The sequence below is a fragment of the Clostridium sp. YIM B02506 genome, from assembly GCF_022324845.1.
In the GTDB taxonomy this organism is placed as follows: Bacteria; Bacillota; Clostridia; order Clostridiales; family Clostridiaceae; genus Clostridium_T; species Clostridium_T intestinale.
On the sequence record NZ_JAKGTG010000020.1, the window covers coordinates 44356 to 71185 of the forward strand.

Consider the following 26830-nt stretch of genomic DNA (forward strand, 5'->3'; position numbering starts at 1 on the left):
CGGAAGGTTACTTTCGGGTAATGTCATTATTTTAGTATAACCTAGATTATTAATTTATATACGGCTATTCTAAAATTATATATACTATTCCATATTGAATAGTACATTAAATGATATTATCATATTGATCTTGCGCTGTCAATACTTGTTTTACCTTATAATCACTTTTATTGTAATTTCTAAATTATTTATAGAGAAATTAAAGAGGCGCTAGTACTAGCACCTCTTTTATGCTAAACAGAAATTATTTTACTTCAACTTCTGCTCCAACTTCAGCTAATTTAGCTTTTATTTCTTCAGCTGCTTCTTTAGCTATAGCTTCTTTAATTGTTTTAGGAGCTCCGTCAACTATTTCTTTAGCTTCCTTTAATCCTAATCCAGTTACTTCTCTAACTACTTTTATAACTTTTATTTTGTTAGCTCCAGCGCTAGTTAAAACTACGTCGAATTCAGTCTTTTCTTCAACAGCGGCAACAGCAGCTCCGCCTGCAGCAGCAACTGGTGCAGCAGCACTTACTCCGAATTCTTCTTCACAAGCTTTTACTAATTCATTTAATTCTAAAACGCTCATAGCTTTTACAGCTTCTATGATTTGTTCCTTTGTCATTTTAAGGCACCTCCGAAATTTTTTACTAATTATTTTTTTCTGCTATAATCACTAATTATTCAGCAGATTCTGATTCTTTTTTCTCTTTTATTGCATTTAATAAATATGCAAGATTTGATAATGGAGCTTTGAAGCTTCCAAGAAGTTTTGCAATAAGAACTTCTTTTGGTGGTATTGCAGCAAGTTGTTTAACTTTCTCTGCATCATAAACTTCACCAGATACTATTCCTGCTTTTAACTCTAATTTCTTATGAGTTTTAGCAAAATCGCTTAAAATTCTTGCTGGAGCTGTAACATCTTCGTAACCGAATGCTATCGATACAGGTCCTTCTAAGAATGGAACTATTCCTTCGTGGCCTAATTCCTTAGCTGCTAATGTAACTAAAGTATTTTTATATACTTTATATTCTATACCAGCTTCTCTAAGAGTTTTTCTAAGTTGAGTATCTTCTTCAACTGTTAATCCTTGATAACTTGTAAGAACTACAGATTGAGCTTTTTCTAACTTCTCTTTAATTTCAGCAACTTTTGCTTCTTTTAACTGTCTATTCTTATTTACCACTGTGTGTCCACCTCCTCACAGTTTTTAACTGCTTTTTTATAATTAAGAAAGGGTCTTTCCGCAGACAAGGAAAGACCCATTACAAGCATTTGTATGGAACCCTCGGTAGGTTGTTTACGTTATGCACATCGCACCCACTGTCTACGGTTTTACCTATTCAGTTATTACAACGTTATTGATTATATATCATTTCTCGACATATGTCAATATTATTCTAAAACTTTAACTGGGTTAACTTTAACTCCAGGTCCCATTGTTGCTGATAAAGAAACTGACTTAACGTATTGTCCTTTAGCAGCTGCTGGTTTAGCTTTTACTACAGCTTCCATTAAAGCACGGAAGTTGTCAGCTAATTTTTCCACTCCGAAAGATTTCTTTCCGATTGGGCAGTGAACTATAGCAGTTTTATCTACTCTATATTCAACCTTACCAGCTTTGATATCAGCGATTGCTTTAGCAACATCAAATGTAACTGTACCTGATTTTGGGTTCGGCATTAATCCCTTTGGTCCTAATACTCTACCTAATCTACCAACTACACCCATCATATCTGGAGTAGCTACAACTACATCATAATCAAACCAGTTTTCGTTTTGGATTTTAGAAACTAATTCTTCAGCTCCAACGAATTCTGCTCCAGCTGCTTCAGCTTCTTTAGCTTTATCACCTTTAGCAAATACTAATACTTTAACTGATCTACCAGTTCCGTGTGGAAGAACAACTGCTCCTCTAACTTGTTGATCAGCATGTCTTGGGTCTACCCCTAATCTTACGTGTATTTCTATTGTTTCATCAAACTTAGCTTTTGCAGTTTTTACTGCTAAATCTAAAGCTTCAACTGGAGTGTATAAAGCACTCTTATCTACTAATTTTGCACTTTCAACATATTTCTTTCCCATTATTAAGCCTCCTTTGTGGTATTAACGGTTATTACCTCCCACCAATTTCTAGAAATTACTCTACTACAGTTACTCCCATGCTTCTAGCAGTACCTTCAATCATACTCATTGCAGTTTCTACTGATGCAGCATTTAAGTCTGGCATTTTTAACTCAGCAATTTTTCTTACTTGTTCTTTAGTTATTTTTCCAACTTTAGTTCTGTTTGGAACTCCTGAACCACTTTCTAGTCCTAATTCTTTTTTAATTAAAACTGCAGCTGGTGGAGTTTTTAATATAAAGCTAAATGATCTGTCTTGATATACTGTTATAACAACTGGTATTATTAAACCAGCTTTATCAGCAGTTTTAGCATTAAACTCCTTACAGAATCCCATTATATTAACTCCATGTTGTCCTAATGCTGGACCAACTGGTGGAGCTGGTGTTGCCTTACCTGCAGGAAGTTGAAGTTTTATCATTCCTGTTACTTTCTTAGCCATGTGTTATTCCTCCTATACTGTGGTAATACGGACTTTAGCCCTCCCACTTAATTAAGACCATAGTCTTTATTGATAAAAATTAGTATTAAACTAATCTTTCAACCTGATTTAATTCGGCTTCAATAGAAGTCTCTCTACCAAATAATTCTGCTAAAGCTTTCACTTTACGCTTTTCTGTGTTTATCTCAACAACAGTAGCAAGCATATCCTTAAATGGTCCTGATACTATTCTTACGCTCTCTCCAACCTCTAAATTAATTTCAACAGGCATATCAACTACACCCATAGAATCAACTTCTTCATCAGTTAAAGGAACAGGTTTTGATCCAGGTCCAACAAAACCTGTAACTCCTCTTGTGTTTCTAACAACATACCAAGATTCGTCACTCATCAACATTTTTACTAAAACATATCCTGGAAACTTCTTCTTTAGAGATATTTTTTGTTTTCCATCCTTTTCTTCGATAACTTCTTCCATAGGAACTTGTATATCCTGAATTAAGGACTCAAGAGCTCTATTCTCTATAGTTTTTTCAATGTTTGCTTTTACCTTATTTTCATATCCAGAATATGTGTGTACCACATACCATCTAGCTCTTTCACTCATATTATCAGGATGAATAGCTCACCCAAACCTCCCTTATTTTAATTTTAAAATAATTTCAAAGAGGTTTTTAAAAACAAGGTCTAAGCCACCAACTAGCACAACATATGCTAGTGTAAAGGCAATTGTAGCTATTAAGGCTTTTTTTGCTTCATTTTTATTAGGCCAAGTTATTCTATTAACTTCACCTTTAACCTCTCTAAAGAACTTAACAATGCCTGCTTCCCTTTTAGGTGCAGACTCTTTTTTAACCTTGCCATTTACAGCCATTATTATTCACATCCTTAAAAAAAGCTGAGAACTTTATTACTTAGTTTCTCTGTGAAGAGTATGTTTTTTGCAAAATTTGCAGTACTTTTTAACCTCTAATCTATCTGGGTCATTTTTCTTGTTCTTCATTGAGTGGTAATTTCTTTGTTTGCAATCTGTGCAAGCTAAAGTTATCTTTACTCTCATTGTCTGCACCTCCAGTTTTTTTCTATATACAGCATAAGCTTCGTATTAGTATAAGCTTTTACCTTACTATGTCATTCACTTCATAACATTATCACAAATAAATTACAAAGTCAACATTTTATCACTATGTAAAGGACTAGGTTAGAGAACCCAGCCCTTAAACATCTTTTATTATTTAACTATAGTAGTAACAACTCCAGAACCTACAGTTCTTCCGCCTTCTCTTATAGCAAATCTTAATCCTTCATCCATAGCTACTGTTGTTATTAATTCAACATTCATATCTATGTGGTCTCCTGGCATTACCATTTCCATTCCATCTGGTAATTTGATTGATCCTGTTACGTCTGTTGTTCTGAAATAGAATTGTGGTCTATATCCATCAAAGAATGGTGTATGTCTTCCGCCTTCTTCTTTCTTTAATACGTAAACTTGACCTACGAATGCACTATGTGGGTTTACTGATCCAGTTTTTGAAAGTACTTGACCTCTTTCAATATCTGTTCTTTGTACTCCTCTTAATAATGCTCCTATATTATCTCCTGCTTGTGCTTCATCTAGTAACTTTCTGAACATTTCTATTCCTGTTACTACTACTTTTCTTCTATCTTCACTTAGTCCAACGATTTCTGCTTCGTCTCCTACGTGTAGTATCCCTCTTTCCACTCTTCCAGTCGCAACTGTTCCTCTACCAGTAATTGTGAATACATCTTCTACTGGCATTAAGAATGGTTTATCTGTTGCTCTTTCTGGTGTTGGGATATAGCTATCTACTGCATCCATTAACTCTAAGATTGGTGCTATTTTAGCTTCATCTGTTGGGTTTTCTAATGCTTGTAATGCTGATCCTTTTATTACTGGAATATCATCTCCTGGGAAGTTGTATTCACTTAGTAATTCTCTTACTTCCATTTCTACTAACTCTAATAACTCTTCGTCATCTACCATATCTGCTTTGTTTAAGAATACTACGATATAGTCAACTCCTACTCTTGATGCTAGTAGTATATGTTCTCTTGTTTGTGGCATTGGACCGTCTGCTGCTGATACAACTAAGATCGCTCCATCCATTTGTGCTGCTCCTGTTATCATGTTCTTTACATAGTCAGCATGTCCTGGACAGTCTACGTGTGCGTAGTGTCTGTTTTCTGTTTGATATTCTACGTGAGCGGTATTTATTGTTATACCTCTCTCTTTTTCTTCTGGTGCCTTATCTATATCTGCATAGTTAAATGCTTCTGCAAACCCTTTTTTTGCTAATACTGTTGTTATTGCTGCTGTTAATGTTGTCTTACCGTGGTCTACGTGTCCTATTGTTCCAATATTTACGTGTGGTTTATTTCTTTCGAATTTTGACTTAGCCATTTTTATTTTCCTCCTTACTAATTAAATAAACTTTGCCTAGCGTTTTGTATTTTGAAAAAATTGGAGCTCACGATCGGGATTGAACCGACGACCTCCGCCTTACCAAGGCGACGCTCTACCTACTGAGCTACGTGAGCAACTTAAATACATATATGTATAATATATATACCAATTATAAAGTTTACTATCCAATTTGGTATTTGTCAATATATTTGAATTAAAATAATTGCTATAATTTGAGACATTTTTCAAGTTTCCTTTTCACCCTCTGAAGGGCATTATCTATTGATTTAGCATGTCTATCTAAATCACAAGCAATCTCTTGATATGACTTACCATCTAGGTAGGATGTTAACACTTCCATTTCTAATTCTGTTAAGGCATTAGAAATCTCTTTTTCCATCCTCTCTATCTCTTCTTTACTTATTATCAACTCCTCAGGATCTGATATCTTAATTCCAGATAAAATATCTAATAAAGTTCTCTCAGACTCCTCTTCATAAACAGGTTTATTCAAAGATATATAAGTATTTAATGGTATATGCTTCTGTCTAGTAGCTGTTTTTATAGCTGTAATTATCTGCCTTGTTATACAAAGCTCTGCAAAAGCTCTAAATGAAGCTAATTTATGAGGGTTAAAATCTCTTATAGCCTTATATAAGCCTATCATTCCTTCTTGATATATATCTTCTTTGTCCGCACCAATTAAGAAATAAGATTTAGCCTTTGTTTTTACAAACGTCTCATATTTGCTAATTAGGTATTCTTGAGCCTCAATATTCCCTTCCTTAGCCTCAACAGCAACATCTTCATCCAATCTATTCTTAAAATCAACATTTCTTTCTATAGACCTTTCACTATAACCCAAAGTACTCCCCCCTCACATGCCACTATCAAGAATTAAAGGAGCTAATAAAATACTAGAATTTAACTTCTTCTCATCTTCTCCAACTTTTTCAATACCTCTTTATCTATGCTATCCTCCAAAAGATTTTTACTACCTTTTGTTACTTTCCTAGTTTCGCTCATTATTTCTTTTTCCATATTAACTATAATGTGATAAAACTCTAATGAAGATACTCGTATAGCACCTCTTTGAAATATGGTTTGTTGCTCCAACCAATCAGACGTAACAACTAAAACCTCAAACCTTCTTCCCAGCTCATTTACTTGTCTCTCTATGTAATTATCCGCGGTTTCACCATCTTTTGTAAAAACAACCGACAGTCTTTTATCCACTTCTTCTTTATTCTCCAGATTTCCTTCTACCTTATGTGCGTCAAAGACTATATTTATATTACAATCTTCATAATTAGCATAATTGTGGAGAGTTTCTATAAGCTGCTGTCTAGCTGACTCGTAACTATACTCTTTAATTTTTTTAAGATTTGGCCAACTATTGATAACATTATATCCGTCAACAAATAAAATTTTCAAAACCCTATCACTCTCAAATCTATCTTTTTGTTATTCGAGATTTTAAAACCTCATACATCATTATACCACCTGCAACAGAAGCGTTTAAAGAGTTTATTTTGCCCACCATAGGAATTTTAACAAGTTTATCACATTTCTTTAAAGTTAAGTTAGATATTCCTCTCCCTTCACTTCCTATTATAATAGCACAAGAGCCAGAAAAATTAGTATTATAACTATAATCTTCTCCATTTATATCTGCACCATAAACCCATAAACCTTGATCTTTTAATTTATCTATTGCTACATTTATATTAGTTACCTTTGCAATCTTCATATGTTCAACAGCTCCAGCTGAAGATTTATATACAGTTGGTGTAACACCTACATTTCTTCTTTTAGGTATTATTATCCCATGTACACCACATAACTCAGCAGTTCTTACTATAGACCCTAAATTATGAGGATCTTCTAATTCATCTAAAATAACTATAAATGGATCTTCTTCTTTTTTCTTAGCATACTCTAATATCTCATCTATTTCTGAATATTTAAAAGGAGTTACTACCGCCATAACACCCTGATGTGACCCTGTTTCGCTCATAGAGTCTAGTTTTCTTTTTTCTACTTCTTTTATGACTATCTTTTTATCTTTAGCTACTTGTATTATTTTTTTTATAGATCCTTCAACATTACCTTTTGCTATTAATAAATATTCTATTGTTCTATCAGATTTCAAGGCCTCTGACACTGAATTTCTACCTTCTATCAAATCTTCTCTAATTGTTTTTTCTTTATTCTCTTTATTTTTTTTATATTCCTCTTTATTTGACATCTTTTTCTCCTCATTTTCTATAGTTAACTAAACTTATATATCTATCTAATTATTAATAAAACAAATTAATTTTATTCCTGCTCTACTGATTTTAATAATATAGTATTTAATCTATCTATCTCATTAATTAAGTATAAATATCCAACAAGAGCTTCAAATCCTGTTGCAGCTCTATATTCAGCTAAATTTGCATTTTTAGGTACTGTTGCTGATTTTGTATTCCTTCCACGTTTATAGATATATATTTCTTCTTCAGTTAAATCTGACTCTATTCTCCTAATTATCTCACTTTGAGCATGAGCTTTAACATACTTAATGGCCTCTACATGCAGTTTATGTGTAGATAGTTCTTTATTATTATTTAAAATATAATTTCTTATAAATACCTCGTATACTCCATCCCCTACAAAAGCCAGTTGAAGTGGATTTAGCATTCTAGCCTCTTCTTTTGTGAATTTTCTATATAATAAGTTTTCCAAAGATTAACTCTCCTTTAACTTTATGATTTACCTACTCTACTTAATATACCATAAACTCATAAGTATTCAAATTATATTAAATATAATTTAATTTTGTCTTTAAAAACAATGAATCATTAAATTTTTCGGCTGGTTTTCTGGATATCTGGATTTCTGGATTTCTGGTTAACCAGTTAACTGGTTATATGGTTATATGGTTATTAAACATAATATTTTATAAACCCAACTAAAATCAACAAAATAATTTTATGCCTGAAATCTATATAAACAAAAAGAAGCTATAATCTCTAAGGATATATAGCCTCTTTTTAATTGATTAATTAATCTTTTTCCATCTAACACCCTGTGGTGTGTCTTCTAATACTATTCCTCTATCTTTTAGATCGTCTCTTATTTTATCTGCTAGCGCAAAATCTCTATTTTTTCTTGCTTGTTGTCTGTCTTCAATAAGCTTCTCTATTTCTTCTTCTATACTTCCTTTAGTTGATTTTTGAAGTATTCCAAGAGGATCTCCAAGTTCTCTTATAATATCTAATGCACCTTGAATTGCTTTTCTAGATGAATCAACACTTATATTAGTATTAATATCCTTTACTAAATCAAATAGAACAGATATAGCATCTGCAGTATTGAAATCATCATCCATCTTGTCTATATATCTCTTCCTGTATACATCTAACGAAGCAATATATTTTTCTTCTTTATCATTTATCTCTTCAACACAACTTTCTTCAAGAAGATTTTCTAGATTAGATACTGCATTGTATAATCTTTCAACTGAAGCTTTTGCCGATTCAAGAAGATCTTCCGAGAAATTTAATTGAACTCTATAATGTCCAGATAACATTAAAAATCTAATTACGTCAGCATCATATCTTTCTAAAATTTCTCTTGCTGTAAAGAAGTTATTTAGTGACTTTGACATCTTTTCATTATTAATATTAACAAAAGCAGAATGCATCCAATAGTTAGCAAAAGTTTTGCCAGTTAAAGCTTCACTTTGTGCTATCTCATTTTCATGGTGTGGAAACACTAAGTCTGAACCACCTGCATGTATATCAATAGTATCTCCTAATATATTCTTAGCCATGCATGAGCACTCTATATGCCAACCTGGTCTTCCTTCTCCCCATGGACATTCCCAGCCTGGTTCGCCTTCTTTTTTAGCTTTCCAAATAGCAAAATCCATAGAATCTTTTTTTCTTTCATCAACAGATATTCTAGCTCCAGCTTGTAAATCATCTAAATTCTGTCCCGATAATTTCCCATAAGTAGTGAAGTTTTTAGTACTGAAGTAAACATCGCCGTCAACTTCATATGCAAAGCCTTTTTGGATTAGTTCCTCTACAAACTTTATTATTTCATCTATATATTCAGTAGCTCTAGGATTTATTGTAGCTCTTTTTATGTTTAATCCATCCGCATCTTTATAATACTCTGATATATATTTATCTCCGATTTGTCTTAGTGTAATGTTTTCTTCATTAGCTTTTTTTATTAATTTGTCATCAACATCAGTAAAGTTTTGAACAAATTTTACTTTGTATCCTCTGTATTCAAAATATCTTCTTATTGTATCAAATACTATAAAAGTTCTTCCATTACCAATATGAAAGAAGTTATAAACTGTAGGTCCGCAAACATACATCTTTACTTCTCCTTGTGTAATTGGGATAAACTCTTCTTTTTTTCTCGTTAGGGTATTATAAACCTTCATTTTTTCCCTCCTTCTTTAATTTTCGTGTATGAAATTTTGTTTACTGTATTATATATGGAAAGCAAATTAACTTTCTCCTATCATATAATAATGATATGCCTTACTTATTAATATGCTCTACCCCAATAAACCATTTTTTCTGCTTTCTTACCACAACATACACATTCTTCTGAGTGTTTTTCTTGCTCAAATGGAATACATCTTGATGTAGCTCCTGTTTCTTCTTTTATTTTATCTTCACAAGCTCTATCGCCACACCACATAGCTTTTACGAATCCTGGAGTATTTTCTACTACTCCTTTAAGTTCTTCTATATTTTTAGCTACATAAGTATGCTCATCTCTATTTTTTCTTGCTTTTTCTAACATATTAATTTGGATATTTAGAAGAAGTTCTTTAACGCTTTCTTCTAAATTATCTAAAGATACAACTGTTTTTTCTAATGTATCTCTTCTAACTAATACACATTGATTATTTTCGATGTCTTTTGGTCCTATTTCTAATCTTACTGGAACACCTTTCATTTCGTACTCAGCAAACTTCCAACCTGGCATTTTATCTTTATCATCAAGCTTAACTCTAGCTATTTTAGCTATCTTCTCTTTAAGCTCGTTTGCTTTTTCTAAAACACCTTCTTTATGTTGTGCTACTGGAACAATAACTACTTGTGTTGGTGCTACTTTTGGTGGAAGTACTAATCCATTATCATCTCCATGTACCATTATAACAGCACCTATTAATCTCGTTGTCATTCCCCATGAAGTTTCATGAACATATTGTAACTTACCATTTTTATCTGTGTATTGAATATTAAATGCTTTAGCAAAGTTATCTCCAAAATTGTGTGAAGTTCCTGTTTGAAGTGCTTTACCATCATGCATTAAACTTTCTATTGTAAAGGTAGCTTCTGCTCCTGCAAATTTTTCTTTTTCAGTTTTTTGTCCCTTAACTACAGGGATAGCTAAAAACTCTTCGCAGAAACTTGCATAAACATTAAGCATTCTCTTAGTTTCTTCCATAGATTCTTCTGCAGTAGCATGTACTGTATGCCCTTCTTGCCATAAGAATTCTGTAGTTCTTAAGAATGGTCTTGTAGTTTTTTCACATCTAACTACTGAACACCATTGATTATATAATTTAGGAAGGTCATTATAAGATTGTACTATCTTAGAGTAGTGTTCACAAAATAACGTTTCAGAAGTTGGACGAACGCATAACTTTTCTGTAAGTTTTTCTTCTCCAAAATGTGTTACCCAAGCAACCTCTGGTGCAAATCCTTCAACGTGATCTTTTTCTTTTTGAAGTAAAGACTCAGGAATAAACATTGGCATATATACATTTTCATGACCTGTTTCTTTAAATCTTCTATCTAAATCTTGTTGTATATTTTCCCATATAGCATAACCATAAGGTCTTATTATCATACAACCCTTTACACTTGAATAGTCAACTAACTCAGCCTTTTTTACTATGTCTGTATACCATTGAGCAAAGTCTACATCCATTGAGGTTATTGCTTCAACTAATTTTTTATTTTTTCCCATAAAAAATCCTCCTTTAGTTTATAATTATTAAATATAAAAAGAGTCCGCCCTATATTAGGGCGAACTCATAGTCGCGGTACCACCTAAATTTGTACTCTAGTAATGTTAACGGTGTTAAACCGATAGTTTTTCCCTACAACTCCAAAGCGGGTTCGAAACAGTTGAAAATCTTTCAGCCTAGGATTATCTCTCTTTAATATAGTCTCTACTATTCTTCTTCACTGCTTTTCGTATTATATTTTTCTTTTCATATTATAACTTCTAAAAAAAGTACTGTCAATAAGTTTATCTATACTAATCTTTCTGCAAGTATCAAGTCATCAGGTGTAGTAATTTTTATGTTAGTATAGTCTCCTTCATATATGAATACTTTCTTTCCATAGGCTTCTGCTACCATTGTATCATCTGTAACAGCAAGTTTTTTTTCTCTAACCCATTCGTGAGCTTCTAATATCATTTTATAATCGAAAGTTTGTGGCGTCTGAATAGCTATTAAAGTACTTCTATCTGGCGTTTCTTTAGAAAAGCCTGAATTATCAACAATTTTTATAGTATCTTTAGGAGTAACTCCACATGCAGTTGCTCCATATCTCTTGGCGTAATCTATTCCTTCGTCAATGATTCTATTAGATACAAAAGGCCTTGCTCCATCATGTATAAGAACTATTGAAGAATCTTCAATCGCCTTTAATCCATTATAAACAGAATCACTTCGCTCTTTGCCTCCCACTACTACTCTATCAACCTTTAATTCATATTTATCTAGAATTTCCTCTTTGCAATAATCAATTTCATCTTCAGGTAAAACTAGAATAATTTCATGAACATTACCATTATTTAAAAACTTCTTTAAAGTGTAATAAAGCATAGGCTTTTTTTTAAGGTCTAAGAATTGTTTGCTTATCTCATTCCCCATTCTTTTACCTTTTCCACCTGCTAATATAATGGCACTTACCTTATTCATTTAATATCCCTTTCTAAAATTAAGCCTCTTTTTGTTTCGCAAATATCATCCTACCAGCAGCAGTCTGAAGAACCGATGTAACTGTAACATCTAACTCTTCTCCTATAAATCTTCTTCCGCCTTCAACTACAATCATAGTACCATCATCTAGATATCCTATACCTTGACCAGATTCTTTTCCATCTTTGATTATAGGTATTCTCATCTCTTCGCCAGGTATTACTACAGGTTTTATAGCATTTGCAAGCTCATTTATATTTAGTACTGGTACACCTTGAAATTCAGCTACTTTATTAAGATTATAATCATTTGTTACAACCTTACCACCTAATTTTTGTGCTAATTTTAATAATTTTGAATCAACTTCTGCGATTTCTGGGAAATCTCCTTCCCAGATTTGAACTTCTATAGCAAGCTCTTTTTGAATCTTATTAAGTATGTCTAAACCTCTTCTACCTCTATTTCTTTTTAGAGAATCTGATGAATCTGATATATGTCTTAATTCATCCAAAACGAAATTAGGTATAACTAAAGGACCTTCTACAAATCCTGTTTCACATATATCAAATATTCTACCATCAATGATAACTGACGTATCAAGAACTTTAGATATAGCTTTGGTCTTAGCCTTTTTATCCTTTGGAGCCTTTTTCATAGACGCAATTATATTGTAAATATCCTCTTTTTTCTTTATAGCTACATCTGCTCCTATAATTGCACCTATTATATTAAATAATATAAATAGAACTTGCCCAACTACAGGTATTTTCTCAATTCTATTCAGAGGCATACCTACTAAAGATGTTATTATCAAGGCTATGATTACACCTACTGCACCAAAAATAATTTCAGAAGCACTTAACTTTTGTATACTTTTTTCTGCATACTCAATTAATTTAGTAATTCCTTTATAAATATATGGTGATAATAAAAAGAAGATAAGTCCAAATAAAATAGTTATAAAAACTAGAAATGATATTCTACCTAGGGTTGAATCTGAAAAATATCCTAAGTTAACTATATACTTAATTTTCAAAAGTGCATCTCCAATTAAAAGACCTATTGAAAGCCCGATTAGAGAAAATATTATTCTTAATATCTTTTTTAACATATCTTCACCTCCCTCAAAGTAATTATTGACATTTATTACTAAGTTAATACTATATATATAATTTCTTATAAATAATTTGTATTACTCAGCTTTTCAATGTGGTTTTTAATATTATATCACATTCCAAACCTCCATTTATGAAGATTGCATAAAATTTTACCATATTGTTACTAAAAATTTATTCTTTTATCCCCCTATTAAAGATTTTTATATTCTATTATCATTAGAGCATAAAGTTGACGTCTAATCTTTAACTATTATTGACAAAATTGTATTAAAATAATTATAATTATTATAGATAACCAAAAGAGGAGTTGATAAAATGAAGGATGTAATTTTTGACGATTTCCAAAATTCTGTAAACGAATCCTTGCTTAGACACAAGAGCATTTTAGATATATTAAGTAAATATTCCGAATCTCAAGCACGTGTCAACAGAGCTGTTACTAAAGCTGTTACTAGTTGCGGATGTATAAAAATTAATGCCGATAAACAAATTCTTCCTTCTAACGATGATTCTATAGATAGTCTAGATGGATACTTGAATACTCATGTAAGCGGTAAAATATGCGATAGCTGTAGAGAAATCCTTGAACGTGAAATTGGTAATAATCTATTCTATCTAACCTCACTTTGTAATACGCTAGACTTAAATCTATATGACATTCTGATAAAAGAACATGATAAAATAAATACATTAGGAAAATTTACATTTAGATAAAATTTTATTATGGGTAGGAACTTTGTTTCTACCTATAGTTGTTTATTTAGTTCAACTTGTTCCTTTATTCTTCTTAATCCATTTCTTATTGCTCTTGCCCTTGCTTCCCCAATACCTTCAACTTGATCTAAGTTTTCTTTGTTTGCCTCAATTATATTTTTAAGTTCTTTAAAATGTTTAACTAAGTTTTCTATAACTGTTGATGGTATTCTCGGTATTTTACTTACTATTCTATACCCTCTTGGAGATATTAAAGTGTCAACTAATGGAACTCCCTCATATCCTAATATCTTTCCTATAGCATCTAAATCTAATAGTTCCTCAGATGATAATGCCTGAATTAATTTATACAATTCATTAAATTCTAAATCAGCTTTGCAGTAATCTCTTATTAATAAAATTCCATCCTGTTCTATAGACCTTACGAGTTCATATAGCTGCATTGAAATAAGACGTCCTTCATTTCCTAATTCAACTATATAACTTTCAATCTCCCCTACTATTCTCATAACCATTTCTGTTCTTTGAATTGCTGTCACCACATCAAAAAGAGTTGTTAAATCTTGAAACTCTAATAGATTTAAATTATTTTTAACTCTATCTAGAACTGCCACATATTTTTCTAAAGTTTGTATTGCTTGATTGGCTCTTGCTAAAATTACAGAAGTCTCTCTTAATACATATTTTAAATCACCTTTATAGACAGTAATCATGTTTCTTCTTTGTGATATAGCTACAGCAATTGAACCTGTCATTTTAGCTACTCTATGAGCTGTTCTATGCCTTGTTCCAGTTTCAAATGTTGGAATAGATGAATCTGGTACTAACTGAGCATTTGCACATACTATTTTTTTAAAGTCAGAACTAACAACTATAGCTCCATCCATTTTTGCTAATTCATAAACATAAGATGGAGTATATTCTGAGTTTATCTTAAACCCACCATCTACTAACTTCATTATTTCTTCGTTATCTCCTAGAACAATAAGCCCTCCTGTTTTTGCTCTAAGAATATTTTCTAATCCCTCTCTAAGATTAGTTCCAGGTGCTACAATTTTTAAAATATTTTTTATTTCTTTATCTTGCTCTATTCTCATACAATCACCTAATCTCTAAAATATTTTATTTATAGCTTCTCTAAGATTTCTTACTCCGTGTATATTTAAAGTTTTTGCTTCAATCTTATCTTTATTCCTATCTGGTATTATTACATTTTTAAATCCCATTTTTTCAGCTTCATTTACTATTCTTTCACATGCTGATATTGGTCTAATTTCGCCTGTTAGACCCACTTCCCCTACTAGCATAACTCTTGGCAGTGCAACTTCTTTATTTTTTATAGAAGATAATAATGCAACAGCAACTCCAAGATCAGCTGTTGTTCCATCTATATTTAAACCACCAACCACGTTAATATATACATCGTATTTATAAAAAGGTATCTTTAGCTTTTTCTCTAAAACTGCAAGTATCAAACTAAGCCTAGAGTTTTCTATACCTACTGCAGTTCTTCTAGGCATTACTGCCTTAGTCTCTGTAACTAAAGCTTGTATTTCTACTAGTATAGGTCTAGAGCCTTCCATTAGACCTATAACCACCGAACCTTCTTGATTCTCATCTTTTTCTTGAAGGAATAACTTAGATGGGTCAAATACTTCTACAAGTCCTTCTCCTCTCATCTCAAAAACACCAATTTCTCTAGTTGTTCCAAAACGATTTTTCATGGTTCTTAGTATTCTGAATTCTTCCGTTCTTTCTCCTTCAAATGAAAGAACGGTATCCACCATATGTTCTAACACTCTAGGTCCTGCAAGCTCACCTTGCTTAGTTACATGGGCAACAATAAACAAGGGTATATTATTATGCTTTGCTATTCTCATTATTACATTAGAACATTCTTTTACCTGCGAAACTGATCCTGGGGCTGAAGCTATTCCTTCTTTATACATTGTTTGTATAGAGTCTACTATAACAAATATAGGAGACAATTCTTTTATATGAGATTCTACGATCTCTAAGTTTGTCTCTGAAACAATGAATAGATTGTTTGACTCTACCCCTAATCTATCCCCTCTGATTTTTATTTGTTCCTCTGATTCCTCACCAGATACATATAATACTTTTCCATATTTACTTGCTATATTTTGGGCTGTTTGTAGTAGAAGGGTTGATTTTCCTATACCTGGATCTCCAGATATAAGGGTTAATGAACCTCTTACTAGCCCTCCTCCAAGTACTCTATTTAATTCTTTTACTCCAGTATCAAGTCTTTCCTTTTCTCCAGATTGTATTTCTCTGATATTTTTAGGTAAACTTATTGTTCCGGATAAAAAGTTTTTATTTCTACTATCATTTTTATTTTCTTTAACTTCTTCTTGAAAGCTATTCCACGAATTACAAGAGGGGCATTTCCCTAACCATTTTGCAGATTCGTAGCCACATTCTTGACATACATACATTGTTTTTATTTTAGCCATATCACACCAACCTTAATTGCTATATTATAACAACTATTAATCATAATTTATGATAACATACATTTTATTTAATTATAATACACTTGCATGGTTTTTATTCAAACCTTAATTGTTTAATTACTTATTAATTTACACAAAAATAAGCTGCTAAAATAAAACATACCTTTTATTTTAAACAGCTTATGATATATAAATATATTATTTTATTTTTCTAGCAGCATCTTCATCTATTATTAATACTACATCTTTGTGCATTTGTAAGAAAGAAGCTGGTACTTGAGTAGTTATTTTTCCATTAACCACCTTATCCATTATCTCTGCCTTAGATTCTCCACTTACCATTAGAAGTATCTTTTTAGCTTTCATTATAGCGCCTAAACCCATAGTTAATGCTTTAGTTGGAACTTCTTCTTTAGACACGAAATATCTTGAATTAGCCTCTATAGTGCTTTCTGCTAGGTCAGTTACATGAGTTCCTAAACTTAATGTATCAGATGGTTCATTAAAGCCAATATGACCATTACTTCCTATTCCTAGCACTTGAACATCTATTCCACCTAACTCTTCTATTCTCTTATCATAATTAACGCATTCCTTAAGCATATCTTCAGCTAATCCATTAGGAACATAAGTGTACTCTTTTCTTATATTTACATGGTTAAACAGATTACTATCCATAAAATATCTATAACTTTGATCATGTTCTCCACTTAAGCCTACATATTCATCTAAGTTTACTGTAGTAACTTTTGAAAAGTCAAGTTCTCCATTTTTGTGCATATCTATTAGCTCTTTATACATACCAACTGGAGTTCCACCTGTTGCTAAACCTAATGTTGCCTCTGGTTTTTTACTTATAACTCCTGCTAATTCTTTTGCCGCTACCTTGCTCATCTCATCATAATTTTTTACTACTAATATTTTCATCTTAATTTCCCCTCTCTTCTGGATATATTGACTTGCAATATATACTTGTCACTTCTATAAATTGATTCCTCTATAAATAAAACTTTTTTATTGTCCATAAATGTTCTGCTATATGTTTTTAGTAAAGGGATATCCTTTTTAGTTTTAAATATCTCTTTGTAATTATCATCAATTAATATTGCGCTAACTTCTGATTCTGAATGATCTACAGAATATCCAAACCCCTCTAATATTTTGAACAAAGATCCTTCTAGCATATCTTCATCCATGTATCCGCAGTAGTCACAAGGAATATATACAACCTCATTAGCTATAATCTGGTCATCAACTTCTCTCAATCTATTAATTTTGTACAATTTATCAAAAGGAAATAAATCTTTTAAATGTTCTGGCGGTTCTACCATACAAAATTCCACTACTTTAGTTTTGAGAATTCCACCTGTCTTTTTTATAATCTCTGAAAAACTCATCATATCTTCTTGCTTAACTTTAGGTTCACATACAAAAGTTCCCTTGCCCTTCTCTCGAATAAGTATTCCCTCTTGAACTAGTTCTCCTAACGCCTGCCTAATAGTCATACGAGAAACTCCATAGTTTTCAGACAGTTCTCTTTCACTATCAATAGTTTGCCCTACTTTCCAAACTCCTAATTTTATCTTCTTTTTAATATCTTCTTTTAATTGATAATATACAGGAATGGGACTATTTTTATCTATCATATTTACTCCTCCTAAATTCATTATACTAAGTTTTGTTATAGATGTCTAGACCACTATACATTCTTTCCTTAAATAATTTTTTCACTTTTACATAAACTAGTATTTACTAGGAGGTGATAACATTGAATATTAAAGAATCCTTAGTATTTACTAATGTCAAAGGAAAAAATATTCTCCATTCAAGTGACTACAACATATCTAATTCCATTGAACCCTCTGATTATACTATAAAACAAAATTTAATATTAAATAATAGTATAAAAGATAATGAAAATATTACTTAATTAAAACGTAAAACAATGCACATATAAATCTACTGAAAACATATAATAACAATCAAAAGAGTTGATTTTTATTCTAAAATAATGTAAAATATTATTAATGAATAATTATTATTAGTTATTAAGAAAGGTAGTGAATTTTAATGGTAAAAGTATATACAACAAACTCTTGTCCTTGGTGTGTTAAAGCTAAGACATACTTAAAATCTAAGGATATAGCATTCGAGGAATTAAATGTTCAAGAAGATATGGATGCTAGACAGGAAATGGTTAATAAATCAAGACAAATGGGAGTTCCTGTTTTAGATATAGACGGAACTGTTATTGTTGGTTTTGACAAACCTGCAATAGATACTGCTTTAAATCTATAAAATTAAAAATAATAAAGGAAGCAATAAAATGCTTCCTTTTTTGTTTAATTTTTATTCTATATTTAAAACGACTGCTTTGGGTCTAGACATAGCCTCTATGGAATATCTTATTCCTTGAGTTCCTATACCAGATGCCTTAACTCCTGAGAATGGGAAATGATCTGGTCCTCTTTCAGTTTTATTATTTATCTGAACTGTTCCTACTTCTAACTTATTAGCCACATAAAAAGCTTTATTTATATCTTTTGTAAATACTGATGATTGTAATCCATATTCAGATTTATTAGCTATAGATATAGCTTCATCAACATTATTAACTCTTATAATAGGTAATACTGGTCCAAAAGGTTCTTCCCAAGCTAATCTCATGTCTAATGTAACATTATCAACTAAAGTTGGATAAATTAAATTTCCTTCTCTATTTCCACCTTCTAATATGGTAGCTCCCTTTTCTTTAGATTCAAGTATCAAACTTTCAACATAATCAGCTGCCTTATCATCAATTAATGGTACTACATCTACTTGCTCATTAATTGGGTTTCCTACTTTTAAAGTTTTAACTTTTTCTCTAACTTTCTTTACTAATTCGTCAGCAACCTTATCTATAACTAATATTCTTTTAACCGCTGTACATCTTTGACCAGAATATGAATATGCACCAGCAACTATATTATGAGCTGCTAAGTCTAAATCAGCATCTTCTAAAACTATAGCAGCATCTTTTCCTCCCAGTTCCATTAATAATGGTTTCATTGTTGTTATCCCAGAAATTCTTAATCCTATTTCTGTACTTCCTGTAAAGTTTATAAAATCTACTAATGGATGACCAACTACATAATCTCCGATTTCACTACCTCTACCTGTTATAGTATTAATTACTCCTGCTGGAACTCCAGCTTCTTGGAATACCCTAACTAAATGAAGTGCACTTATACTTCCTTGAGTTGCAGGCTTTAATACTATACTATTTCCAGCCATTAATGCAGGTGCTATCTTTGAAGCTGAAAGGTTAACAGGATAGTTAAATGGTGATATAGCTAATACAACTCCTAATGCCACTCTATTTACTATGCTTATCTTGCCTTTTCCTGTTCCTGGGAAAGATTCTCCTGGTAAAGTCTCTCCAGCCATATTTTTAGCAGTATCTGCACTAAATCTTATATAATCAGCTGTTCTATTAACTTCTGAAATTGCACTCTTTTTATCTTTAGCTATTTCTAAAACCATTATATTTGCTATCTCTTCTGCCTTTTCATCAAGTAAATCAGCAGCCTTTAGTAATATAGTAGCTCTTTTATTTATAGGCATTTTATCCCACTCTTTTTGAGCTTCTTTTGCGTTTTGTATAGCATAATCTACTTCTTCTTTGCTCATTGCTTGAACTTTTCCAACCAATGATCCATCTACTGGAGAATTTATTGAAATCAATTTACTTGTTTCACTCTTAACCCATTCTCCACCTACATAATTTCTATATATTTTATCTTTACAACATAAATCGTTAAACATTAATTTCACCTCAAATTATAAATTTAATACTTTGTCTATTTTTTCTCTATCAAAACCTACAACTATTTCACCATTTATATCTATTACCGGAACACTTCTTTGTCCAGACACCTTAAACACTTCTTCTCTATTTTCTTTATCATCAGCAACTATTAATTCTGTAAATTCTATATTTTTTGAATCGAAATATTTTTTTGCCTTAACACACCATGGGCACCAATCTGTTGAATATATTTTTACCATTACTTATCTCTCCTTTTTTCTACAATATATTTTTCTGCATCTAACGCTGAAATAGTTCCATCAGCAACTGCTGTTGTTATTTGGCGGAATTGTTTTTCTCTAACATCCCCAGCTGCATATACACCCTTAACATTTGTTCTTGTTGACTCATCAGCTATAATATAACCACCCTTGGTTAAATTTATATCTTCTTTGAAATAATCTGTTTTAGGCTCAGTTCCTATATATCCAAAAACAGCATCTATTTGAATTTCTTTTTGTTCATTTGTTTGAGTATTTTTTATAATTGCTTTTTCTAAATAAGTTTCTCCTTCTACATCTACTAAATCCCAGTTAAATAGAACCTCTATTTTAGGATGATTTAACACCTCATCTATAGTAGCTTTTTCACCTTTAAAATAATCAAATCTTCTAATCATTATTACTTTACTAGCAAATTTAGTTAAAAATAATGCCTCTTCTAATGCTGAATTTCCTCCACCAACTACAGCAATAATCTTATCACCGTACATAGCTCCATCACACACAGCACAATAGTGTACCCCTTTACTAGAAAACTTTTCTTCATTTGGTATAGGTAACTTTTTAGGCATTGCTCCTGTAGCAATAATAACTGCCTTAGGTTTATATATATAACTATCAGTCTCAATGACTTTTTCTTCATCTGTTAATTTTGCACTTTGGACTAGATCAAATTCATCTATTTTAGCTCCTAATTCTTCTGCTTGTTCTTGCATTATATCTGCAAGTTTTCCACCTTCTATGGTTTTAAATCCTGGATAATTTTCTATTGTATAGCTAGTTCTTACTTGACCACCTACAACAGCATTTTCAAGAAGAATCATATCTAACTTAGCTCGTGCTGCATATATAGCTGCGGTTAATCCTGCTGGACCTCCTCCTATAATCATCAAATCTATATTTTTTACTTCTTTACTCATACTTTTGATCACTCCTCAATTACCCCCATGGGGTATCCTTATATTTATTATAACACTAGAATTTTTATTTTCAAGTACTTATTGAATAATTACTATTAATTAGTACTTCTAATTAATATTTAAATTAAGCTACAATTTAAGTATATTATTAATTTCTATTTTTATTATTTCCACTTTCACTTAATTATTATTTATAAAAATAAAGAAAGAGAACCAATATAATCTATCATACTGGTTCTCCTATTTTATTACTGAACAGGAACTGGTGAAAAAACTAAATTCCCTTCATCTGATGTAACTTTTATTTTATCACCTTTTTTAATTGTTCCTTTTAATAGCTCTTCTGCAAGTTTGTCTTCAACCTTTTTAGTAATTACTCTTCTAAGAGGTCTTGCTCCATAAGCTAAATCGGTGCCTTCTTTTATTAGAGTTTTTTTACTATCTTCATCAAACTCTAAATGTATTTCTTGTTGTTCAACTCTTTCCTTTATAGATTCTAACATTAAATTAACTATATCGATTAAATCATTTTCTACTAAGCTATGGAATACTATGGTATCATCTATTCTGTTAAGGAACTCTGGTCTAAAACTTCTTTTCAATTCTTCCATAATATTTTCTTTCATCTTTTCATACTCAGTTTCAGCTTTATCAGAATCTATAGCAAATCCTAATGTTTTTTGTTTTTTAAGCATATGAGCACCTATATTAGATGTCATTATTATTATGGTGTTTTTAAAGTTAACAGTCTTTCCTTTGGAATCAGTTAATCTACCATCTTCTAGTATTTGAAGCAAAATGTTAAATACATCTGGATGAGCTTTTTCAATCTCGTCTAGTAATATAACTGAATATGGTTTTCTTCTAACTGCCTCTGTTAATTGACCACCTTCATCATATCCAACATATCCTGGAGGAGATCCTATTAATCTAGATACCGCAAACTTCTCCATGTACTCAGACATATCAATTCTTATAATACTATTTTCATCACCAAACATAGCTTCTGCAAGAGCTTTGGAAAGTTCAGTTTTTCCTACTCCAGTAGGTCCTAAGAATATAAATGATCCTATAGGTCTATTAGGGTCTTTTAATCCTACCCTAGCTCTTCTTACAGCTTTAGCTACAGACTTAACAGCTTCTCTTTGACCTATAACTCTATTATGAAGTATCTCTTCAAGTTTTAATAATTTATCTGCTTCTTTTTCAGTTAATTTCTCTACTGGAACTTTAGTCCATTTTGAAACTACTGCTGCAATTTTGCTTTCATCAACTGTATGAGTTTGAACTGAAGTTTGTGTACTCCAATCCTTTTTAAGATTTTCTAATTTTTCCTTTAACTCTTTTTCATTATCTCTAAGGTTAGCAGCTTTTTCAAAATCTTGAACAGTTATTGCATCTTCTTTCTCTTTAACTGTCTTATCTATTAACTCCTCAATTTCCTTTAAATCTGGTGGTGCTGTAAGATTTTCTATTCTTACTTTTGCAGCTGCTTCATCAATAAGATCTATAGCTTTATCAGGCATATATCTATCTGTAATATATCTATCTGATAGATTTACTGCTGCTACTAACGCCTCATCTGTAATTTTTACCCTATGATGAGCTTCATATTTATCTCTTAATCCTTTTAAAATTAATAAGGTTTCTTCTTTTGATGGCTCTCCTACATTAACTGGTTGGAATCTTCTTTCTAAAGCTGAATCCTTTTCTACATATTTTCTATATTCATCTATAGTAGTAGCTCCAATACATTGGATTTCTCCTCTAGCTAATGCTGGTTTTAAAATATTTGATGCATCAATTGCACCTTCTGCTCCTCCAGCACCAACAATTGTATGCATTTCATCTATAAACAATATAACATTGCCTGATTCTTTTATCTCTTCCATAAGCTTCTTTAATCTGTCTTCAAACTCACCTCTATATTTGGCTCCAGCTATCATAGAGCTAATATCTAGGGATACTACTCTTTTTTCCTTAAGTATTTCAGGGATATTCCCTTCAACTATTTTCTGTGCTAATCCTTCTACCACAGCAGTTTTTCCTACTCCAGGATCTCCTATTAGACAAGGATTATTTTTTATTCTTCTGCAAAGAATTTCTAAAAGTCTTTGAGTTTCCTCATCTCTTCCTACTACTGGGTCAAGCTTGCCTTCTTTAGCCATTTCAGTTAAGTCTCTGCCATATTGATCTAATGCAGGTGTATTAATCTTTTTCTTTCTTTTACTTTCCTCAGCATTTCCTTGAGGATTGTTAGTATTACCAGATAAAGCATTTAAAATATCTTGCTTTATTTTATCAAAGTTAACATTTAAGCTATTTAAAATTGTATATGCTACGCCTTCTTTTTCATTAATCATAGCTAATAATATATGTTCTGGTGAAATATAATTCTGTCCTAAATTTCTAGCTTCTAACAAGCTTAAATCTAGCAATCTTTTTGTTCTTGGAGTTAATGGAATATCTCCTTTTGTAGAATCAAAATCACCTTCTCCAACATATTCTTGAAGCAGTTTTTTTACTCCATCTTCATTTATTCCATATTCTTTAAGAAGTTCTTGACTAACTCCTTCTTCAGCAATTATTCCTAATAAAATATGCTCTGTTCCTATATATCCATGTTTAAACTCTTGGGACTCTTTTTGAGCTTTTAATATCACTCTTTGCGCTCTCTCTGTAAATTTCCCATACATCATTTTATACACCTCCTAAGACTCTGATAATATACTTCTCATTAATTTTGCTCTTTCTATATTTCTTTCTCTTTCTTTTAATTCCCTATCTAAGTGATTCTGAAGGGATGCATTTTGAGAAAATAGCAACATTTTATTAACAGTTTTAATATCTATATCCTCTATTAAACCTTCTTCAACTCCAAGCCTAATACTTGAAAGTAAACCTAATGATTCTTTTAATGTTAATACTCTTGCATTTTCAAGCAAAGCTCTTGCTCTAAATATTCTATCCTCAACTTCATATTTATATTGATCTAAATAAAGTTTTCTTATATTTTTTTCTTCTGCAACTACTTGTAACGCTACAGCTTCTAAATTAGTTAGTATATCTTCATCTGTAACACCTAAAGTTACTTGATTAGATATCTGATATATATTTCCTTCACCTTTTGAGCCTTCTCCATATAATCCTCTTAATGTCATTCCAACTTGATTTAGTCCCTTTAATAATTTCGGAATCTCATTATTAAAAGTTGCAGCTGGTAAATGTATCATAACAGATGCTCTCATTGCAGTACCTATATTAGTTGGGCAGGCTGTTAAATACCCTAACTTTTCATTAAATGCGTATTCTATTTCCTGCTCTAATAATGAATCTACCTCATCAGCATTGTTATATGCTGATCTAATATCAAAACCTGCAGTTATACACTGTAATCTAATATGATCCTCTTCATTTATCATTAAGCTAAAAGTTTCATCATCATCCACAATAAAAGAAGAAATAGTCCCATTTTTAATAAGATTTGGGCTTATTAGATGTTTTTCAAGAAAAGTCCTTGCTAAGTTTGGTGATATATCTCTTAATTCATAAGTTTTGTATTCTCTTTTATCTTTTAAAACTTTATTAAAAGCTTGTTGAATACTACTTGATACTTCTATACCATTTTCATTATCTAGCTTATTAGGAAAAGGAACTTCTTTTAAATTTCTAGCTAATCGTACTCTACTAGATATAACCACGTCTTCTTTGCTGCTATTTATCCAACTCTCCATATGGCACCTCCTATTCCTCTAATTTCTCATGAATAGATTTTATATTATCTCTTATCTCTGCTGCTTTTTCATACTCTTCTGCTAATATAGCTTTTTGCAATTCTTCTTTAAGCTTAATAATTTTCTTCTTTTCTGCAATTACTCTTCCCTCATTTTCTGGAATTTTACCTATATGTTCAACATCACCTTGAACTCTTTTTATAACAGGAGTTAGTGTTTTAGAAAAACTCTCATAGCAATTACTACATCCAAGTAATCCTGTCTTTCTAAACTCCCTATAGTTCATTCCACAAGACTTACAAACTACTTCATTTTCTGGTTTATCAGTAGCGTTTTTATTAAAATAATCAACTAAACCTCCTAAGATACTTTGCAGAGGAAATCCTTCGAAGTCTTCGAAAGATGAATTAACTGGTATGTCAGATATATCACTAGCACATTTCTCACACAATCTTACTTCGCTTTTTACTCCATTTATTATTTTTACCATATGGACTGTAGCATCATTTTTATTGCATTTTTCACATAACACTTGTATTCCCCCTTTAAGATAACAATAATGCAATTGTTGACTTTAATATGTCCGCTCTTACCTTATTTCTGTTTTCAACTGCTTGCAACGTTCTATCATTTATAACCATTTTAATTATATTGAATTCTCTATCATTTATTATCTCAGCATCATATAAACTTTCTAATAATGCTATTGAATTATGATAAGTTATTGAATCTCCTATACTTTCGTCTATTAACTCTTTTCTACTTCTATGGTTATTATATTTAACCTTTCTAATTACTATGCAACCACCGCCACCTCTTCTACTTTCAATTAAATATCCTTTTTCACAAGTAAACCTTGTAGTTAATACATAATTAATTTGAGAGGGAGCACAACTAAATCTATCTGCTAACTCGTTTCTTTGAATCTGTAACTTCTGATCTTCACTTTCACTAATTAAAGCTTTTATAAAGCTTTCTATCACATCTGATAGTCTTGCCATTTCGTCACCTTCTTAACCTTGACTTTCTTTGACTTTGTTTAGATATATCTTATCATATAATAATTACTATTGTAAATATATAATGGTTTTTATTTTTAGTATTTTATTGAATTTATGGTAATACTATAAGTGAGGTGATTTTATGAAATTAACCTGGTATGGTCATTCATGTTTTCTTTTAGAAACTTCAAATAATACAAAAATACTAATGGATCCCTTTGACTCTAAAATTGGATATATTCCCTTCAAAGGTTTCGTAGATATTGTAACTATATCTCATGATCATTTTGATCATTCTAACTTAACTAACTTAGACTGTGAACCACAAATAATTAATTCAACTAATGAATATCTAATTGATTCAATAAAAATAACAGGAATACCTTCTTTTCATGACGATCAAAATGGTCTTAAAAGAGGTCCTAATATAATTTTTTTATTTGAGGTTGATAATCTTAGATTATGCCACCTTGGAGACTTAGGTCATATGCTAAATAACGATTATAAAGATTTATTAGGAAACATTGATGTACTTATGATTCCAGTTGGAGATCTTTATACTATAGGTGGTAAAACTGCTTATCGTATATGTGATTTATTATCTCCTAAATATATTGTTCCAATGCATTATAAAACCCCAAATCTGTCTTTCTTATTAAGAGGTCCAGAAGAATTTTTAATAGCTTCAAAAAATGTTTCAAAATTACCTAATAACACTCTTAACACTGAAGAATTATTTGTAAGTACAGATAATACCCCTAAAGTATTACTTTTATCTCCTCCACAAATATAAATAAAAGATGCCTAAACTAAGCATCTTTTATTTATATCTCTATTTAATTGCTTGTACAAAAAAACACCGCCTA

General features: G+C 31.2%; 31 protein-coding genes, 1 tRNA gene and 1 other annotated feature. Of the genes, 4 read left to right on the plus strand and 28 right to left on the minus strand.

Features of this window, described 5'->3' with window-relative positions:
• Nucleotides 1-244: 244 nt before the first annotated feature.
• The 17 genes from rplL to L1S49_RS15060 all read right to left on the minus strand — a co-directional run bounded on the left by rplL (nt 245) and on the right by L1S49_RS15060 (nt 13040).
• On the minus strand, nt 245-607 hold the full coding sequence (rplL, locus tag L1S49_RS14980; protein ID WP_021800146.1) for a 50S ribosomal protein L7/L12: 363 nt from the start codon (nt 605-607) through the stop codon (nt 245-247).
• Between the two features lie 55 nt (nt 608-662).
• Nucleotides 663-1169, minus strand: a complete 507-nt coding sequence (gene rplJ / locus L1S49_RS14985; RefSeq protein ID WP_021800145.1) for a 50S ribosomal protein L10 — start codon at nt 1167-1169, stop codon at nt 663-665.
• Between the two features lie 35 nt (nt 1170-1204).
• Nucleotides 1205-1334: a sequence feature (ribosomal protein L10 leader region), on the minus strand.
• 44 nt (nt 1335-1378) lie between these two features.
• Nucleotides 1379-2068, minus strand: coding sequence for a 50S ribosomal protein L1 (gene rplA, locus L1S49_RS14990; protein WP_021800144.1), 690 nt, complete (start codon nt 2066-2068; stop codon nt 1379-1381).
• A 55-nt stretch (nt 2069-2123) separates the two neighbouring features.
• Nucleotides 2124-2549, minus strand: coding sequence for a 50S ribosomal protein L11 (gene rplK / locus L1S49_RS14995; protein ID WP_021800143.1), 426 nt, complete (start codon nt 2547-2549; stop codon nt 2124-2126).
• Between the two features lie 85 nt (nt 2550-2634).
• Nucleotides 2635-3156, minus strand: coding sequence for a transcription termination/antitermination protein NusG (gene nusG, locus L1S49_RS15000; RefSeq protein WP_073022858.1), 522 nt, complete (start codon nt 3154-3156; stop codon nt 2635-2637).
• Between the two features lie 33 nt (nt 3157-3189).
• The gene (secE, locus tag L1S49_RS15005) at nt 3190-3423 is read right to left on the minus strand and encodes a preprotein translocase subunit SecE (RefSeq protein ID WP_073022857.1); all 234 of its coding nucleotides are present in this window, start codon (nt 3421-3423) and stop codon (nt 3190-3192) included.
• 36 nt (nt 3424-3459) lie between these two features.
• Nucleotides 3460-3609, minus strand: coding sequence for a 50S ribosomal protein L33 (gene rpmG, locus L1S49_RS15010; RefSeq protein ID WP_021800140.1), 150 nt, complete (start codon nt 3607-3609; stop codon nt 3460-3462).
• Between the two features lie 171 nt (nt 3610-3780).
• A complete protein-coding gene (tuf, locus tag L1S49_RS15015) occupies nt 3781-4974 on the minus strand; it encodes an elongation factor Tu (RefSeq protein ID WP_021800139.1) in 1194 nt (397 codons plus the stop codon).
• A 61-nt stretch (nt 4975-5035) separates the two neighbouring features.
• Nucleotides 5036-5111: transfer RNA gene (locus L1S49_RS15020), tRNA-Thr, on the minus strand.
• A gap of 92 nt (nt 5112-5203) precedes the next feature.
• Complete coding sequence (gene sigH / locus L1S49_RS15025) at nt 5204-5821, minus strand: RNA polymerase sporulation sigma factor SigH (protein ID WP_238905931.1); 618 nt, start codon at nt 5819-5821, stop codon at nt 5204-5206.
• A gap of 80 nt (nt 5822-5901) precedes the next feature.
• Entirely contained in the window at nt 5902-6411 is a 510-nt protein-coding gene (locus tag L1S49_RS15030) for an NYN domain-containing protein (RefSeq protein WP_238905892.1), read from the minus strand.
• 19 nt (nt 6412-6430) lie between these two features.
• The gene (gene rlmB, locus L1S49_RS15035; RefSeq protein WP_238905901.1) at nt 6431-7225 is read right to left on the minus strand and encodes a 23S rRNA (guanosine(2251)-2'-O)-methyltransferase RlmB; all 795 of its coding nucleotides are present in this window, start codon (nt 7223-7225) and stop codon (nt 6431-6433) included.
• A gap of 71 nt (nt 7226-7296) precedes the next feature.
• Nucleotides 7297-7704, minus strand: coding sequence for a ribonuclease III domain-containing protein (locus tag L1S49_RS15040; RefSeq protein WP_238905903.1), 408 nt, complete (start codon nt 7702-7704; stop codon nt 7297-7299).
• A gap of 316 nt (nt 7705-8020) precedes the next feature.
• Nucleotides 8021-9421, minus strand: coding sequence for a cysteine--tRNA ligase (cysS, locus tag L1S49_RS15045; RefSeq protein WP_238905905.1), 1401 nt, complete (start codon nt 9419-9421; stop codon nt 8021-8023).
• A 107-nt stretch (nt 9422-9528) separates the two neighbouring features.
• Nucleotides 9529-10965 (minus strand): proline--tRNA ligase, encoded by a 1437-nt coding sequence (gene proS, locus L1S49_RS15050; protein WP_238905907.1) that lies wholly within the window; start codon nt 10963-10965, stop codon nt 9529-9531.
• 289 nt (nt 10966-11254) lie between these two features.
• Nucleotides 11255-11929 (minus strand): 2-C-methyl-D-erythritol 4-phosphate cytidylyltransferase, encoded by a 675-nt coding sequence (ispD, locus tag L1S49_RS15055; RefSeq protein ID WP_238905908.1) that lies wholly within the window; start codon nt 11927-11929, stop codon nt 11255-11257.
• Nucleotides 11930-11948: 19 nt separating this feature from the next.
• Entirely contained in the window at nt 11949-13040 is a 1092-nt protein-coding gene (locus L1S49_RS15060) for a PIN/TRAM domain-containing protein (RefSeq protein WP_073022783.1), read from the minus strand.
• A gap of 322 nt (nt 13041-13362) precedes the next feature.
• Between L1S49_RS15060 and L1S49_RS15065 the strand changes: the two genes are divergently transcribed.
• On the plus strand, nt 13363-13761 hold the full coding sequence (locus L1S49_RS15065; protein ID WP_021800130.1) for a hypothetical protein: 399 nt from the start codon (nt 13363-13365) through the stop codon (nt 13759-13761).
• A 32-nt stretch (nt 13762-13793) separates the two neighbouring features.
• On the opposite strand, the gene disA is transcribed toward L1S49_RS15065, so the two are convergent.
• From disA to L1S49_RS15085, 4 genes are all read right to left on the minus strand, one after another.
• The gene (gene disA / locus L1S49_RS15070) at nt 13794-14858 is read right to left on the minus strand and encodes a DNA integrity scanning diadenylate cyclase DisA (protein ID WP_073022784.1); all 1065 of its coding nucleotides are present in this window, start codon (nt 14856-14858) and stop codon (nt 13794-13796) included.
• 15 nt (nt 14859-14873) lie between these two features.
• Nucleotides 14874-16238 carry a DNA repair protein RadA gene (radA, locus tag L1S49_RS15075; protein WP_021800128.1) on the minus strand — a complete coding sequence of 455 codons (1365 nt, stop codon included), beginning with the start codon at nt 16236-16238 and terminating at the stop codon, nt 14874-14876.
• 198 nt (nt 16239-16436) lie between these two features.
• Nucleotides 16437-17165, minus strand: coding sequence for a glucosamine-6-phosphate deaminase (gene nagB / locus L1S49_RS15080; RefSeq protein ID WP_238905909.1), 729 nt, complete (start codon nt 17163-17165; stop codon nt 16437-16439).
• Nucleotides 17162-17884 (minus strand): GntR family transcriptional regulator, encoded by a 723-nt coding sequence (locus L1S49_RS15085; protein ID WP_073022787.1) that lies wholly within the window; start codon nt 17882-17884, stop codon nt 17162-17164. Before L1S49_RS15085 ends, nagB begins: the two co-directional genes overlap by 4 nt.
• 122 nt (nt 17885-18006) lie before the next feature.
• On the opposite strand from L1S49_RS15085, the gene L1S49_RS15090 reads away from it, so the two are divergent.
• A complete protein-coding gene (locus L1S49_RS15090) occupies nt 18007-18168 on the plus strand; it encodes a hypothetical protein (RefSeq protein ID WP_175550943.1) in 162 nt (53 codons plus the stop codon).
• A 140-nt stretch (nt 18169-18308) separates the two neighbouring features.
• Nucleotides 18309-18536, plus strand: coding sequence for a glutaredoxin family protein (locus L1S49_RS15095; protein WP_021800125.1), 228 nt, complete (start codon nt 18309-18311; stop codon nt 18534-18536).
• 51 nt (nt 18537-18587) lie between these two features.
• Here L1S49_RS15095 and L1S49_RS15100 read toward each other — a convergent pair whose 3' ends face one another.
• The 7 genes from L1S49_RS15100 to L1S49_RS15130 form a co-directional block, all read right to left on the minus strand.
• Entirely contained in the window at nt 18588-20045 is a 1458-nt protein-coding gene (locus tag L1S49_RS15100) for an NADP-dependent glyceraldehyde-3-phosphate dehydrogenase (RefSeq protein WP_073022788.1), read from the minus strand.
• 15 nt (nt 20046-20060) lie between these two features.
• The gene (locus tag L1S49_RS15105; RefSeq protein WP_073022789.1) at nt 20061-20288 is read right to left on the minus strand and encodes a glutaredoxin family protein; all 228 of its coding nucleotides are present in this window, start codon (nt 20286-20288) and stop codon (nt 20061-20063) included.
• The gene (gene trxB / locus L1S49_RS15110) at nt 20288-21229 is read right to left on the minus strand and encodes a thioredoxin-disulfide reductase (protein WP_238905910.1); all 942 of its coding nucleotides are present in this window, start codon (nt 21227-21229) and stop codon (nt 20288-20290) included. The genes L1S49_RS15105 and trxB overlap by 1 nt, the downstream gene beginning before the upstream one ends.
• Before the next feature lie 248 nt (nt 21230-21477).
• Entirely contained in the window at nt 21478-23928 is a 2451-nt protein-coding gene (locus tag L1S49_RS15115; protein WP_021800121.1) for an ATP-dependent Clp protease ATP-binding subunit, read from the minus strand.
• A gap of 12 nt (nt 23929-23940) precedes the next feature.
• Nucleotides 23941-24963, minus strand: a complete 1023-nt coding sequence (locus L1S49_RS15120; RefSeq protein WP_238905911.1) for a protein arginine kinase — start codon at nt 24961-24963, stop codon at nt 23941-23943.
• Between the two features lie 10 nt (nt 24964-24973).
• On the minus strand, nt 24974-25495 hold the full coding sequence (locus L1S49_RS15125; protein ID WP_073022792.1) for a UvrB/UvrC motif-containing protein: 522 nt from the start codon (nt 25493-25495) through the stop codon (nt 24974-24976).
• Between the two features lie 13 nt (nt 25496-25508).
• On the minus strand, nt 25509-25964 hold the full coding sequence (locus L1S49_RS15130) for a CtsR family transcriptional regulator (protein WP_021800118.1): 456 nt from the start codon (nt 25962-25964) through the stop codon (nt 25509-25511).
• Between the two features lie 142 nt (nt 25965-26106).
• On the opposite strand from L1S49_RS15130, the gene L1S49_RS15135 reads away from it, so the two are divergent.
• The gene (locus L1S49_RS15135) at nt 26107-26757 is read left to right on the plus strand and encodes an MBL fold metallo-hydrolase (protein WP_238905913.1); all 651 of its coding nucleotides are present in this window, start codon (nt 26107-26109) and stop codon (nt 26755-26757) included.
• Nucleotides 26758-26830: the final 73 nt, after the last annotated feature.

Excerpts from the sequence above, each read along its gene's own strand:
- ispD (WP_238905908.1), bottom strand. The coding sequence starts at position 11,929 with ATGAATAAGGTAAGTGCCATTATATTAGCAGGTGGAAAAGGTAAAAGA.
- radA (WP_021800128.1), bottom strand. The coding sequence starts at position 16,238 with ATGGCTAAAATAAAAACAATGTATGTATGTCAAGAATGTGGCTACGAA.
- L1S49_RS15120 (WP_238905911.1), bottom strand. The coding sequence starts at position 24,963 with ATGGAGAGTTGGATAAATAGCAGCAAAGAAGACGTGGTTATATCTAGT.
- L1S49_RS15065 (WP_021800130.1), top strand. The coding sequence starts at position 13,363 with ATGAAGGATGTAATTTTTGACGATTTCCAAAATTCTGTAAACGAATCC.
- secE (WP_073022857.1), bottom strand. The coding sequence starts at position 3,423 with ATGGCTGTAAATGGCAAGGTTAAAAAAGAGTCTGCACCTAAAAGGGAA.
- rplL (WP_021800146.1), bottom strand. The coding sequence starts at position 607 with ATGACAAAGGAACAAATCATAGAAGCTGTAAAAGCTATGAGCGTTTTA.
- rlmB (WP_238905901.1), bottom strand. The coding sequence starts at position 7,225 with ATGTCAAATAAAGAGGAATATAAAAAAAATAAAGAGAATAAAGAAAAA.
- cysS (WP_238905905.1), bottom strand. The coding sequence starts at position 9,421 with ATGAAGGTTTATAATACCCTAACGAGAAAAAAAGAAGAGTTTATCCCA.
- trxB (WP_238905910.1), bottom strand. The coding sequence starts at position 21,229 with ATGAGTAAAGAAGTAAAAAATATAGATTTGATGATTATAGGAGGAGGT.
- rpmG (WP_021800140.1), bottom strand. The coding sequence starts at position 3,609 with ATGAGAGTAAAGATAACTTTAGCTTGCACAGATTGCAAACAAAGAAAT.
- tuf (WP_021800139.1), bottom strand. The coding sequence starts at position 4,974 with ATGGCTAAGTCAAAATTCGAAAGAAATAAACCACACGTAAATATTGGA.
- L1S49_RS15105 (WP_073022789.1), bottom strand. The coding sequence starts at position 20,288 with ATGGTAAAAATATATTCAACAGATTGGTGCCCATGGTGTGTTAAGGCA.
- L1S49_RS15060 (WP_073022783.1), bottom strand. The coding sequence starts at position 13,040 with ATGTTAAAAAAGATATTAAGAATAATATTTTCTCTAATCGGGCTTTCA.
- rplK (WP_021800143.1), bottom strand. The coding sequence starts at position 2,549 with ATGGCTAAGAAAGTAACAGGAATGATAAAACTTCAACTTCCTGCAGGT.
- L1S49_RS15115 (WP_021800121.1), bottom strand. The coding sequence starts at position 23,928 with ATGATGTATGGGAAATTTACAGAGAGAGCGCAAAGAGTGATATTAAAA.
- nagB (WP_238905909.1), bottom strand. The coding sequence starts at position 17,165 with ATGAAAATATTAGTAGTAAAAAATTATGATGAGATGAGCAAGGTAGCG.
- L1S49_RS15135 (WP_238905913.1), top strand. The coding sequence starts at position 26,107 with ATGAAATTAACCTGGTATGGTCATTCATGTTTTCTTTTAGAAACTTCA.
- disA (WP_073022784.1), bottom strand. The coding sequence starts at position 14,858 with ATGAGAATAGAGCAAGATAAAGAAATAAAAAATATTTTAAAAATTGTA.
- L1S49_RS15130 (WP_021800118.1), bottom strand. The coding sequence starts at position 25,964 with ATGGCAAGACTATCAGATGTGATAGAAAGCTTTATAAAAGCTTTAATT.
- L1S49_RS15085 (WP_073022787.1), bottom strand. The coding sequence starts at position 17,884 with ATGATAGATAAAAATAGTCCCATTCCTGTATATTATCAATTAAAAGAA.
- nusG (WP_073022858.1), bottom strand. The coding sequence starts at position 3,156 with ATGAGTGAAAGAGCTAGATGGTATGTGGTACACACATATTCTGGATAT.
- L1S49_RS15095 (WP_021800125.1), top strand. The coding sequence starts at position 18,309 with ATGGTAAAAGTATATACAACAAACTCTTGTCCTTGGTGTGTTAAAGCT.
- L1S49_RS15100 (WP_073022788.1), bottom strand. The coding sequence starts at position 20,045 with ATGTTTAACGATTTATGTTGTAAAGATAAAATATATAGAAATTATGTA.
- proS (WP_238905907.1), bottom strand. The coding sequence starts at position 10,965 with ATGGGAAAAAATAAAAAATTAGTTGAAGCAATAACCTCAATGGATGTA.
- rplA (WP_021800144.1), bottom strand. The coding sequence starts at position 2,068 with ATGGGAAAGAAATATGTTGAAAGTGCAAAATTAGTAGATAAGAGTGCT.